Origin of the sequence: Rheinheimera mangrovi (assembly GCF_003990335.1) — a bacterium.
GTDB lineage: Bacteria > Pseudomonadota > Gammaproteobacteria > Enterobacterales > Alteromonadaceae > Pararheinheimera > Pararheinheimera mangrovi.
Window position 1 is genome coordinate 1521657 of sequence record NZ_CP034683.1, and the last position, 13270, is coordinate 1534926.

The 13270-nt window shown below is 42.2% G+C and carries 13 protein-coding genes; 8 read left to right on the forward strand and 5 right to left on the reverse strand.

Annotated features, from left to right (window positions below; all coding sequences use genetic code 11):
* The first annotated feature begins 3 nt into the window (after positions 1-3).
* Genes EK374_RS06910 through EK374_RS06945 form a run of 8 tightly spaced genes read left to right on the forward strand, consistent with a single transcriptional unit; the run spans position 4 to position 7525 of the window.
* Positions 4-1908, forward strand: a complete 1905-nt coding sequence (locus tag EK374_RS06910) for a tetratricopeptide repeat protein (protein WP_127021380.1) — start codon at positions 4-6, stop codon at positions 1906-1908.
* A gap of 25 nt (positions 1909-1933) precedes the next feature.
* A complete protein-coding gene (locus EK374_RS06915) occupies positions 1934-2164 on the forward strand; it encodes an acyl carrier protein (RefSeq protein WP_206099298.1) in 231 nt (76 codons plus the stop codon).
* Between the two features lie 2 nt (positions 2165-2166).
* The gene (locus EK374_RS06920) at positions 2167-3504 is read left to right on the forward strand and encodes an AMP-binding protein (protein WP_127021382.1); all 1338 of its coding nucleotides are present in this window, start codon (positions 2167-2169) and stop codon (positions 3502-3504) included.
* 48 nt (positions 3505-3552) lie between these two features.
* Positions 3553-4293 (forward strand): SDR family NAD(P)-dependent oxidoreductase, encoded by a 741-nt coding sequence (locus tag EK374_RS06925; protein WP_127021384.1) that lies wholly within the window; start codon positions 3553-3555, stop codon positions 4291-4293.
* A complete protein-coding gene (locus EK374_RS06930) occupies positions 4290-5036 on the forward strand; it encodes an SDR family NAD(P)-dependent oxidoreductase (protein WP_206099299.1) in 747 nt (248 codons plus the stop codon). The genes EK374_RS06925 and EK374_RS06930 overlap by 4 nt, the downstream gene beginning before the upstream one ends.
* A 3-nt stretch (positions 5037-5039) precedes the next feature.
* Positions 5040-5852, forward strand: coding sequence for a 1-deoxy-D-xylulose-5-phosphate synthase N-terminal domain-containing protein (locus EK374_RS06935; RefSeq protein ID WP_127021386.1), 813 nt, complete (start codon positions 5040-5042; stop codon positions 5850-5852).
* Between the two features lie 4 nt (positions 5853-5856).
* Entirely contained in the window at positions 5857-6849 is a 993-nt protein-coding gene (locus EK374_RS06940; protein WP_127021388.1) for a transketolase family protein, read from the forward strand.
* Complete coding sequence (locus EK374_RS06945; RefSeq protein ID WP_127021391.1) at positions 6842-7525, forward strand: LbetaH domain-containing protein; 684 nt, start codon at positions 6842-6844, stop codon at positions 7523-7525. The genes EK374_RS06940 and EK374_RS06945 overlap by 8 nt, the downstream gene beginning before the upstream one ends.
* Positions 7526-7559: 34 nt before the next feature.
* Here the strand turns inward: EK374_RS06945 and EK374_RS06950 are convergent.
* The 5 genes from EK374_RS06950 to EK374_RS06970 form a co-directional block, all read right to left on the reverse strand.
* A protein-coding gene (locus tag EK374_RS06950; protein ID WP_407691844.1) for an IS3 family transposase occupies positions 7560-8671 on the reverse strand; the annotation gives its coding sequence in 2 pieces (ribosomal slippage) (positions 7560-8410 and positions 8410-8671; 1113 coding nt in all).
* Between the two features lie 271 nt (positions 8672-8942).
* A complete protein-coding gene (locus tag EK374_RS06955) occupies positions 8943-10073 on the reverse strand; it encodes a methyltransferase domain-containing protein (RefSeq protein ID WP_164731834.1) in 1131 nt (376 codons plus the stop codon).
* Positions 10074-10311: 238 nt separating this feature from the next.
* Positions 10312-11115: a phytanoyl-CoA dioxygenase family protein gene (locus EK374_RS06960; RefSeq protein WP_127021395.1), complete on the reverse strand. Its 804-nt coding sequence runs from the start codon at positions 11113-11115 to the stop codon at positions 10312-10314.
* A gap of 12 nt (positions 11116-11127) precedes the next feature.
* Positions 11128-12252: a DegT/DnrJ/EryC1/StrS family aminotransferase gene (locus EK374_RS06965; protein ID WP_127021397.1), complete on the reverse strand. Its 1125-nt coding sequence runs from the start codon at positions 12250-12252 to the stop codon at positions 11128-11130.
* A gap of 92 nt (positions 12253-12344) precedes the next feature.
* Positions 12345-13211, reverse strand: a complete 867-nt coding sequence (locus EK374_RS06970; protein WP_127021399.1) for a class I SAM-dependent methyltransferase — start codon at positions 13209-13211, stop codon at positions 12345-12347.
* Positions 13212-13270: the final 59 nt, after the last annotated feature.

Here is a 13270-nt window from a genome sequence, read left to right on the forward strand (position 1 = left end):
AGAATGAAGTTAAATAAGACAGATAAAATAACAGAGCTGAATAAGCTATCAGACAAAATTTCACTCTTGGAAAACCGAGGGCTTCATAGTGTAACAATTAAAGAAATTGAGACATTAAGCCAAAATTGTGCAGCGGCTTTTAAAGATTTAAGCATTGCAAAAAATAAGCATTTGCACCGAAATATCGTTCAAGTATATACCCGGGTCGCGTCTTTTTTATCCTCATGGCTGGCTGAGCAACGAAACAAAGTAACCATAGAGCTGTTGCTATGCCTCGCGATGCAAAAAAATAATATTCAGGAAATACTTTTGCTCAGTGGTTTTTCCGGTAATGAACATTTAATGGCAATGCTGGCATCAGATATTGTTGATGGTGAAAAATCTTTTGCAAACGGCGGTTTAATCCTTTCGTTGGCATTGTTAAATTTGGATCAAATCACTGAAGAAATGCTGCAGGTTGCAATAAGCCTATCTGATGAAGTGAAAGTTCCACTCTTCATGGGCTGGTTAAATCAGGTCAGTACCTTTACGGCTCAGGGGGAAAAAAACCGAGAAACAGTGATTCGCCACGCTGATTTTTTAACGAAAGTGACACCTGATTATCAAATGATCCAGTGTTTTATTAATGCCTGGATGTTGTGTAGCTACGCTGTTTTTCCTGCGAAACACACACTGAAAAAATATTTGAATCAAATGGTAAGAAACTTTCTTATCGCTGAAGGGATGAGTGACAATGGTACACAATATCAATTAAATGCTCGCCCCAAAATGGTGGTGGTCCATGAGCGGTTTAAGCCCGGTCACGCGATGCATAGATGTTACGCTCCCTATATAGAGCAACTTGCAGAATATTTTGACCTTGTATTTATAGGTGAAAAGGAGCACATTGATGCTTCATATTCTATGGCCCAGAAAACTATAGTGCTGGATACTAATGAACAGAGCCTCACAGACATTACAAAGATAATAAAAGCAGAGAACGCTGATATTATTTTTTATCCTAGTCTGGGCATGTCGCATTACACTATATGTCTTGCAAATTTAAGGTTGGCGCCTGTTCAAATTATGGCCGGAGGACATCCTGCTACATCTTTTTCATCCTGCATTGATTATATATTTCTTTTCTTTTTAGAAGAACTTACCAGTAAACTGGTTAGCGAGAAAATAGTCACAGTGGATAATATAGTTTTTAAGCAAGAGCCTCATCCAAAATTAAAACTCAGTACGATATCCCGCGAGTACCCCCAAGGCAATAAGTTTAAAATTGCCATCAACGCGACATCAATGAAAATAAATGGCGATTTTATAGAGGCTTGCAAGTCAATTTCCGGATCTGCAAAGAAGAAAGTTGAGTATCATTTTTTCCCGGCTTTAACAGGTAACGCTTACGATAGTTTCACAAGACTTATTGAAAATGAGTTGCCAGGTTCTGTTGTTCATCAAAGTTCAGGGTATAGCCGCTTTCTTGAAGCGCTCTCTAAATGTGACATGTCGATAGTGCCATTTCCTTTTGGAAACACCAACAGCACTATTGATGCATTGATGTTACATATGCCAGTTGTGTCCATGAGTAGTGCGGAAATTGCAGGTTTAACAGATAAAGCAATATTAAGGACTGTAGGTTTGGAGCATTGTACGGTTGTTGATAGTGTGCAAGCATATATAGAAAAATGTGTTCAGATTGTCAACAACCAAGCTGAGTATGAATATGTCCATGACCAAGTTGTAGCGATAGATGCCAAAAATAGCCTGATCCGCAAAGCTGGTGAGCAAGATGACTGTTTTTCTCAGTTTGCAAGAATGTTTGCTTTAACCTATGACTACCATTTGCAGATCCAGGCAAGCCCAGCGCGAGTGATTGACTATAAGAATATTAGTGGTGCTCGTTTGTATCGGGATAGTTTATAAATTTTAGATAAGCAGGAGATATACATTGGAAGCGAAAGTAAAATCTGTCTTTATGACGACATTTAATATTGATGAAGACGTTATTAACGACGAATTAAAATACAGTGAAATTCCACAATGGGATTCAGTTGCCCATATGAGTCTTATTGTTGCTCTGGAAGATGAGTTCGACATTATGATTGATACAGATGATGTGATTGATATGAGCAGTTTTAAGAAAGCCAAAGAGATCGTAGCCAAATATCTGGCTGGTTAGTGATGGCTGCTGAATTTTGGACCGAACAGGCTTTAGCGCGGTACCAGGGGATTGCGCTTATTGACGCTGACAGAGAGCTTTCCTATCAAGCCTTGAATGCAGAAATCAGCAGTTGCTGTGACTGGCTTAATTCGCTTGAATTGAATCCCGCTATTGCTTTTTTAGTGATGGAACATAGCCTGACATCAGTTGTTCGTTACTTAGCCTGTTTACGGACCAGAGTTGTGCCGCTATTACTTCCGGTAGGTATGGATCAGACGCTATACAATGCGCTTCTAGAGACTTACCGACCAGCACTCCAATTTATCTCCGACAAAGAAGTTGTTGTGGATAGGCAGTTAGCCAGTCAGTGTATTGATCCTGAATTGGCCTTGCTGCTTAGTACATCAGGATCAACTGGTAGCGCTAAACTGGTGAAATTATCTACGTCAAATATTGCAGAGAATGCCAGTTCAATAGTGCAATACCTGCATATAACAGCTAGAGATAAAACCTATTGTAATTTGCCGCTGAGTTATTCCTATGGCCTATCTATCCTCAACTCTTATCTGAGCTCTGGCGCTACCCTAGTGCTAGCTAATAAAGGCCCTTTAGATAAAGCGTTTTACCAAGACCTTCTGGACTATGAGATCACATCGTTATCAGGTGTGCCTTTTTTCTATCAGATGCTGCATCGAACAGGTTTTTTTAACAAGGAATTTCCGTCTTTAAAAACTCTGACCCAGGCTGGCGGCAGGATGTCTGAAGAGCTGATCCGTAAAACTTATCAGTATGCTTCGGAGCGTCAGATCCGTTTTTTTGTGATGTATGGTCAAACAGAAGCAACGGCCCGCATTAGTTACGTCCCACCATTGAGGTTAGTGGATAAAGTTGGCTCAATCGGCATAGCAATCCCAAATGGCGAATTAAGTCTGGCTGAGGACGGCGAGCTGGTTTATCAAGGACCCAATGTAATGTTAGGTTATGCGGCCTCACTTGCCGATTTACAAAGATCTTTGCCGAAACAGGCAAAATTATTCACAGGTGATATTGCTAGCGTAGATGCTGATGGTTTTTTCTATATTGTCGGGCGGAAGAAAAGATTTATTAAATTGGCCGGTTTGCGTCTTGGTCTGGATGAAATTGAGTCCTGTCTTGAAGCGGAATTCGATCATGAGTTTATGGTGACTGGTGTTGACGAAAAGCTCGATGTGTTTTTTGTTTCTGCGACTAAGCCTGCAGACATTCATGCATTACTTTTTGACATGTTTAAAATCAATGCGCGCTTTGTTGCGTTGCATCAATTAACTGACTTGCCCCATACAGACAATGGGAAAAAAGATTATCAAAAATTATCCTAGTTCAAAGTTGTCGCAGTCTGTTCTGCACTAGTCTCTAAGGGATCTAAAATGATTTTCAGTAAAAATATTGTAGTAACAGGTGCGTTGAAAGGTATAGGTAAAGTAGCAGTCGAACGTTTTGCCGAACAGGGTGCACATTTGTGGGCTTGTGCCAATTTCCTGACTCCGGAATTTGTGTCGTTTTGTTCTGAGCTAAGTAAAAAGCATCAGGTCCGTGTTGAACCGCTCTGTTCTGATTTTACTGATGTTGAATCTGTAAAATTAATGGCAAAACAAATTCTTGCTGCAAAAGTGCCCATTGATGGTCTTGTGAATATAGCGGGCATGACCAAGGACGCTGTATTTCACATGACAACAGCGACGGATCTGTTGCAGATTTATCAGGTGAATGTTGTATCTACTTTGGTACTGACACAGCTGATCTCAAAAAATATGATGCGACAAAAAGCGGGCTCTATCGTTAATGTATCTTCGATCGCCGCGACAGATGGTATCGCTGGTCAATTGGCTTATGCCAGCAGCAAAGCCGCATTAAACGGCGCGACACGCACCCTGGCAAGAGAACTTGGCAGCTATGGAATCAGGGTAAACTCTATAGCACCAGGGGTCATTGATACGGACATGAACCTAAATGTACCTGCGGATATACTGAACGAGCGTATTAGTTCCACTAGCTTGGGCCGAATAGGTAAACCTACAGAAGTTGCCGATTTAATGTGTTTTTTACTTTCTGATTTGTCGTCTTACATGAGCGGACAAATCATTAGGATTGATGGGGGAATGGCGTGATTAAATTATTGGAAGGTAAAAATATTCTGATCACGGGTTCTAATCGGGGTATAGGCAAAGCAACAGTTGAGTTTTGTGCAAAACAAGGCGCCAATATATGGGCGCACGCTCGCTCTGCCAGTGACGACTTTGCACAGTTTTGCCAGCATGTGGCTGAGCAGCATCAGGTTACTATAACGCCGCTTTATTTTGATTTACGCGACAAAGATCAGATGCTGGTCGCTGTGAAGTTAATTAAGGCCTCACCGTTTCCCATCAATGGCCTGATTAACAATGCCGGTATTACCTACAACGCAATTTTTCAAATGACGAACGAACATAATATTGAGCAAAATCTGCAGGTTAATTTTGTGTCGCATTATTTGATGACACAATACATCATCAAATTGATGAGTCGACATGGTGGTGGCTCTATTGTGAGTATTGCTTCAACTGCGGCAATAGACGCAAACCCGGGGCGTTCGGCTTATGGCAGCAGCAAAGCAGCTTTGTTGTGCGCAACTAAAGCATTGTCACGTGAAGTCGGGCAAATGAATATTCGAGCGAATACAGTAGCTCCAGGCATCACTCAAACCGATATGCTCAGTAGTATGTCTGACGAAGTCATAGCCGAAGCCGCTGCATCAACAGCTCTGCGACGTTGTGGCACTCCACAAGAGATAGCATCAGTTGCGGGCTATCTGATTTCCGATCATTCAGCTTACATAACCGGTCAAGTGCTCAGAGTGGATGGAGGAATGTAAACCATGACTTCAGCTTGGGTTGAACAGCAGTGTAACACTGTACGTCGACGTATTATTGAGCTTGGATATGCGACGGGTAAAAATGGCGCTCACTTTGGTAGTAGTTTGTCACTGGTGGAAATTCTGGTCGCGGTATATCACTACATATTGAATGATCAAACCCAGCCTGTTGCAGGCTCAGGCCCTAAGGGGCGATTTTTTTTAAGTAAAGGGCATGGCGCCTTAGGTTATTTTGCCGTCCTTGAGTCTTTTGGTTTATTGACCAGTGAACAAAGCTCGCTGTTTGAAGTGAATGGTTCCAATTTTTTTGCTCACGCCCATAAAGATCTGAATTCTGGTATTGAATACTCAGGCGGCAGTTTGGGATTAGGTGTGTCTTTGGCTGTTGGCGTTGCATTGGCAAGCCGGCTTAAAGGGGATCAGCAGGATATTATTGTACTCGCTGGTGACGGCGAGTGCGATGAGGGCATAGTGTGGGAGGCTCTGATGTCGGCAGCTCACTATAAACTGTCAAATTTCACCTTAATAGTGGACAGGAATATGATGCAATCTGACGGTGACAAGCGTTTCATCATGGGACATCAAGATATTTGCAGCAAACTCTTATCCTTTGGTTTTGACGTCACGCAAGTGAATGGCCATAGCTGCCCAGAACTAATGACCGGATTGCAGAAAAGAGCTGACAGGCCTAAAGCTATTGTTGCAGACACAATTAAAGGCTGCGGCATCAGTTTTATGCAAGCCAACGCTGATTGGCATCATGGCTCGCTGAACCAGTCGTCCTACGAACTGGCTTTAAGCGAACTGAAAGGATAAGTCTGTGGAACTATTAACAGCCTCTACTTCCAGAGTGTATGCAAAGCTAGGACAAGCAGGAGCTGCATTTGGAGTTGCATTAGTTGAATTAGCTAAACAAAGGGATGACATTGTAGTGCTGTCAGCAGATATGGCAAAGCCTGCCGGATTGCTCAAGTTTTCCGGTTTGCACCCTGACAGGTTTTTTAATGTAGGTATTGCTGAACAAAACCTGGTAGGTATGGCCGCTGGTTTTGCCAATGAGGGTTTTAAAGTCATAGCTTCAGCTCAGGCGTGTTTTTTATCTATGCGAAGCTACGAGCAAATCCGGCAATACAGTGGTTATATGAAATTTCCGATAGTGTACGTTGGAGTCTCAGCTGGCTTTGCTTTGACATTTTTTGGCAATACCCACTACGCGCTCGAAGATATGACCTTGTTACGCTCCGTTCCTGGCATGGTGGTTATTTCTCCCTCAGACCCCGGTCAGGCGATGAAAGCATTGCAGCAGGCTCTGACTATGGATTGTCCGGTCTATATAAGATGTACAGGCGTACCTGGTTTAGCTCCTTTGTACACGCAAGAATATGCATTTGAGATAGGAAAAGCGATCCAATTGAAAGAAGGCAAGGATGCCACTGTATTCTGTTGCGGAGCTATAACAAAGCAAGTTGTTGAAGTGGCAACTGAGCTGGAAGAGTGTGGTTACAGTGTGCAAGTAGTCGATATGCACACCATATCGCCTTTGGACCAACATTGCCTGCAGGATGCTATGACATCCAGACTTTGGATCACTGTCGAAGAGCATTTTATCCAAGGGGGATTAGGCTCAGCAGTTGCCGAGTTTCTGGCGACTCAATTTAGCCCGAACCGGCCTTTTTTACATTGTATAGGGGTACCCAATGTCTTTACAGTACCCGGGGATTATTCTTATTTGCTACGCACAAATCAGCTTGACGCAGCCTCGTTAAAAGCAAGATTTGTCTCGCTACTGCAAAAGGTTGCCGATAATGAATGAAACAAAGACTAATTTGGTATTTGTTGGTGGTGGTGGTTTAGCTCTTGAAGTTTACACCTTTATGCTGGACCAGGACTTTTTCAATGTAAATGGACTGACAGTCAAAGGTGTACTGAATGCGTACGCAAATTGCGAGCTGTTGGCACAGTATCCTGAATTGCCTTATTTGGGACTTATTGAAGACTACGTTTCAGGTCCAAATGATAAAGCAATCATTATGCTTGGTGGAGCAAGTGACCGTGCGCGCATTGCGGGCGTGCTTTCGCGCCTACAATTGCCACTTTTTAGTTATATTCACCCCAGCGCAATCATTTCATCCACTGCAGTAATTGCAGACGGTTGTTATATTGCCCCACACTGTGTAATCAGCGCCAACGCTGTACTTGAAGCCAATGTCCTACTCAACGTATACAGCGCTGTAGGTCATGGATCGAAGGTGGGAGCACACTCTGTTATGTCGCCTTACTCAGTGGTCAATGGCAACTGTATTTTGGGTGAAACTGTGTATTTAGGTACCAGGGTTGCCCTGTTTCCAAAAATAACAATTGAAAAATACAGCCTTATCGATGCCGGCTGTATCATCAGGGAAAACATACCAGCCTTTTCTATCGTATCGCAAAGACCAGTCCAGCAAATCATTGAAAATAGAGTGTTAAAGAGAGCTTGTGAGCGGTGACGTGTATACCGGTTATGCGGTAATCATCCCATTTTTAATGGACGCTTGAAGTAGAAGCCTGTGTTACTAAGTTGTCCTTGTACTTCGGTGGTATGCCACCCAAAGCTTTGTTTGGCCGTTCATTGTTATAAAACCACAGCCATTCTGTCGCATAGTCCTGAACTTCGGCAATACTGCTGAATAAATATTGGTTTAGCCAGTCGTAGCGAACTGTACGGTTATATCGCTCCACATAGGCATTTTGCTGCGGATTGCCTGGCTGAATATACTTCAGGGCCACTCCGTTTGATTCTGCCCAGTTTTTGAGGACAGAACCAATGTATTCAGGGCCGTTGTCGCTACGGATTTCCTTGGGTTTGCCTCGCCACTCAATGACTTGATTGAGCACTCTGACTACCCGTTCTGCCGGTAGCGAGAAGTCGACCTCAATGGCTAAGCCTTCCCGGTTAAAATCATCAATGATATTCAGCAGCCGGAAACTGCGGCCATCCTCGAGCTGGTCATGCATAAAATCCATCGACCAGCATTGGTTCTTCATCTCTGGCACCGCCAGCGGTTCAGGCTTTTCACGGGTGAGCCGTTTCTTGGGTTTTATCCTTAAGTTCAGCTCCAGCTCGCGGTAAATCCGCAGCACACGTTTATGGTTCCAGCCAAAGCGTTTCACATTACGCAGGTAATAGAAACACATGCCAAAGCCCCAACTCCGGTAAGTGGAGGTTAAGCGCAGCAGCCAGTCCGCAATTTCCGCGTTCTCATCCCTCAGACGGGCCTGATAGCGGTAGCAGGTTTCACTGATGCTAAACACCGCACAGGCCAATGTGACAGAAATGGATTTCTCGCGCACCGCCTTTTGCGCCAATTCCCGTCGGCGCGACGGCTTTACCACTTTTTTTCGATGGCCTCTTTGAGGATTTCGGCTTTGAGCCGTTCTTCGGCGTACATCTTTTTCAGCCGGGCATTTTCCGCCTCCAGCTCTTTAAGCCGGGCCATCATGGATGCATCCATGCCGCCAAATTTGGCGCGCCATTTGTAAAAGGTGGCCGAACTCATACCGTGCTCACGGCAGAGTTCGGGAACCGGAGCTCCAGCTTCCGCTTGTTTTAAAATTGCCAGGATTTGGCTGTCACTAAATTTTGATGTTTTCATGCAGAATCTCCTGCGTTTATATTACGAGAAAATTCTACTTTTAGCGTCAGTTAATTTAAGGGATGATTACCATGCTGTTTATGCAAACAACATCTAAGAATGCGGAGCTGGTGCGATAGTTTATCTACCAAGTTATAGGGTACAACCTGTCTTCACAGAGTTTTCTATATTTGGCACTTAAGTTTTTATGTTTTGCCCTGTTAATCTGTGATTTATGTTAACAGGGCGAGGCGTGAGTAAAGCCATTTTCTACTTCATCGACATCGTCTTATCATTTTTCACTGATAGTTACGGTTTTCAGGTCATAATGGGGAGATATATTTTTTAATCTTTCTCTCATCACTTGCTGAACGGCGAAAAAAGTCGAACCGCAAATAAATATTGGAACTTCATTGTCTGGAAATTGATAGAACAACGGATCTTTAAATACCGGAATTCCAGAAAATGATTCAAGTGAATATTTGGTATCAAAGATGCCTTTTATGCTACGGTCTTGGTTGACGTAACTAATGATCGCTTGTGCAGCAAAAGGCGTTAAGCCGAACAGATAAATATTTCCCTCAGAAGAGTACTCACGAAATAGAGCTTCTATTTGACTGCTTATAGATTTTAAATGCGAGGCGTAGTCTAATACTGCGTTGCGCTGATCGGAAGCATCACACAATATTCTTAATGCAGGTACGTAGGGCGTTGATTGACGTTCAAATGCGATTATATTTAGTCCAGCATCTTGAATGAGCGAAATGAATGAATTTGAATTAAAGTAATGAATATGATCAGGGCAGTTGATCGAATACCTTAAGACACTTGAATCATGATAAGAGCCAAAATCAGGGACTTCTATAAAGAAATAACTTTGGTCGAATTTTTTTAACTCGCGTAAAATATCTATTGGATTGAAAATATGTTCCAGCACATGAGACAAAAGAAATACATTTTTTTTGTTATTAATTTTGTACTTATCTAGTGAGCGAATCAATGACTCGTCAGAGTTGTTTAAATCTGAATATACAAAGTTCAAGTTCTCGAAAGCTACTCTATCAACGAAGTCGACAACCAAGGCCTTTTCATGAGTGCATTCGGATCTTAGCATCTCGGCAAGTTCACCGGGCCCACCACCGATTTCAATCGCCATACCATTGACACTAACTAAATCTAAGTGTTTTTTAATAAAATCCAACCTTAAATCACCAAATTGTCTGTCGGTTGGCAGTGCACTTTCGGCGCTATATATTAATTCCAGAGGAACATTGTGATACGTACAAGAGTGTTTGCAATGTGGGCATAGGTATTGTTTAAAATCCAGCTCATTATAAATAAGTTTAGATCTGATTTCACAGAATTTATTTTCTATCTTTAATAGCTGGTGATTACATACCGGGCATACCGAAAAGTCTTTCATACACACCTCTTTGATATTCATTCTTTCTAGGGGAATTCAATTATGTAAATTTGTTTAATTAATTTTTTGAATTAAATCCACCTTGCTTCATCTGGTTTTAATTTTCTGCATTATATGCGCGGGATTTATTTTTTATTCAGTGCCTGGTTATTGATTTGAGCTATAGCTCGCGGAGCTATGGGCTAAATAACGTACCCGCCGACACTAAACTCTCTAATAACACAGTTTTGATTATGTTTTATTTTTGAGATTTATAACTATTGAGTTCTTTATAGAGTCCCTGAAGTTTTTGCGTTCTAGAGCTCTTGAACAATTCATTTGGACTTAAAGTCAGTGACCAAGGTGAGGTTTTTTCGCCACAGATTTCAAATTTTGTCGTAGGCTCATCGATATGTTGAAGATGCACCTCCAGGTATACTCGTTCCGTACCTATGCGATTTTGCGCCGATTTATGCCAAACCGCAGAATGCATGATGATGATGTCTCCAGCTTTCAGATCTGGTTCCAAAAGAGGGTAGTCTGCTGGCAATACGTCGTTGATTTCTCCTGCATCTCCTAGATAACCAAAATGGTGAGTGCCTGGATACAGCGCCAAGCCGCCATTTGCCGGGCTGCATTCGGTCAGGGCAATGAAGAGGGAATAGCGCTCAAAACTGCCTATTTGGTAGCCTGTGTCCTGATGCAGGAATACGGCTGCGGTGTCGATCGCATCTTTTTTAACAACTCTGACAAAATCAGCGCCGACCTGACTATGAAAAAATTTGTTTGCTACTGCTACAAATTCAGGCTCTTTCAGGATATTAACGAGTAAGCTGCTTTCGGTTACTTTGATTTCAGTGATATGGTGCTGTGTTCTTTTTAGTTGTCCGGTCTTCGTTTCTTCTTGATACGCTGAGTAGTATTTTTGAATTGTTTTTTTACTCAGCACATTTTTTAATACGAAACAGCCGGTTTTCTTTAACAGATCGATGTCAAGAGACTCTTCGATATGCCGCTCTTGTTTTATAAGATCAATCATTTCTTCGACAGGGGCTGTTATCATGACTGAATCTCCTTAATTAGATTTCGAAGCATAAAATTTAATAACTTCAATCACCCGATTTATATCTTCCTCCAAAAGATCGACATGGATTGGTAAACAGATCACTTTGTCTGATATGGCTTTAGCATTCATCAGGTTTGAAGCTTTTGAAGATCGCAATCCTCTGTACATAGGGAACTCGCTAATTAATGGATAAAAATAACGACGCCCCATAATGCCTTGGTCTTTCATGGTGTGATAAAGCTGGTCCCTGCTTAGTGGATAGTCACTCTCAACCAGTATCGGAAAGTAAGAATAATTGGAGCTGTGCTCTGGAGGAAAGTTTATAAACTTAATACCTTTCACATTGCTTAAGTGTTCAAAATACAATTGGGCGAGTAATTTTCGTTTTTCAATATAGTTGTCTATGTATTGAAGCTGGAGTAAACCAAAGGCTGCATTAAATTCACTCATTTTTCCGTTGATACCAGCTGCAACTACAGTGGTTTCGTCAACAAATCCAAAGTTTTTCAAATGGTCAATATGTGCTTTGGTTTTGGCGTCGTGGCAAATGATGGCTCCACCTTCGAAAGTATTAAATACCTTTGTGGCATGGAAACTAAGTACCGAAAGATCGCCATAAGCACACAAACTGATACCATCAAGTCTGGAACCAAAGGAATGTGCCGCATCATAGATAACCTTCAAGTTATAGTTCTCTGCAATACGTTGAATTTCGGCGACATTACACGGATTTCCATAGACATGCACTGGCATAATGGCGGTGGTCTGGGGAGTAATGGCCGCCTCTATGGCTGCTGGGTCTAAGTTGCAGGTTGTTGGATCTATGTCGACGAAAATGGGTTGTATACCGTTCCATTTTAACGAATGAGCAGTCGCGACAAAAGAGTAGGGGGTTGTAATGACTTCCCCAGTGATTCGTAGCGCCTGTAAAGCAGTCACTAAGGCTATAGTTGCGTTGGCAAATAAGCAGACGTATTTAACACCCAGGTAGTCTGCCAGCGCTTGTTCAAACTGCTGATGAAAAGGACCACCGTTGGTTAGTATTTTGTTTTCCCATATTTGCTGCAAATAGGGGATAAACTCCTCCAATGGTGGCAGAGCTGGTTGGGTTACATAAATAGGCTTATGCGTCATGATAGAACCGCCTGAATCAGTGTCAACGCAAGCACATGTTCTGGTTGCGTTCATTTTTTGCTTTGCATAAGCAAAGCATGTTTTATGCCAAACTAATTGTTGGGTTGCAAAGCGGCCAACTCAGTCTGGCTGTGATGCCTTGCTTTTTGAGTCAACTCATTCAGTTCTGATGCAGATTTCAGGCCATTGAGTTGCTGTTCAATTATGTGTTGGATCACTTCTGATTTCATCGGCAATTTACTCTGAATAATGAGGACTATAGAGTCTTTTATTCTACTTAATCTCATGCTGTCCCTGAAATATGCTTCCTTGCAAAGGAATAACTGGAATTGTTTTGCATAGACTGGGTTTGCCAGATAGATTTTATTGCCACCTGCCAGAAATGGTACCCAAAGACCTTTTGTTGTTTCATAACAATAATCCAGAGTCGCTGCATGGACGCCAGGAAACTCTCTGTCGTGGTAATCATCCATGGAAATAATGCCGTAGTCGTGCATAAAAGGCGCAGTCAGGGTTAAAGTATGCAAGACTTCGTGATATTCGTGGCCAGCATCGATATGTAAAAAGCGAAGCTTATTCTTAAACAAAGTTCTTAAATAGTCTGTGCTGTAGTCAGCTGTATTACCTGTGACGTAATGAATACGGGCAGACTGCTCTGGTGTGGTAAAAGTGCTTATGTTCGACTGAGTCTGTTGCAATAAATCATCAAAAAATAAATCCATTGCGTAGATGCATTCCGATTTGTCTGCGAGCATGGCTAGTAAAGCGAGAGACTTCCCTTTCCATACGCCTATTTCAGCTATATCTCCAGAAGCAGAAATGCTCTGATGAAAGGCTTCTGTCATTGCAAACAACATCATATCGACAGGGTAAAACCAGCCTTCGATTTGAGGAGATATTTCGTTAATATAGTTTTGCGTTGTTGTACTTATCTTTAACGCTGCTTCAGGTTTTAACATGCTTAATCCTACAAAAGTTGATTGAATTCTGGTTTTTTGCTTTTGCTCAACAAATGTTC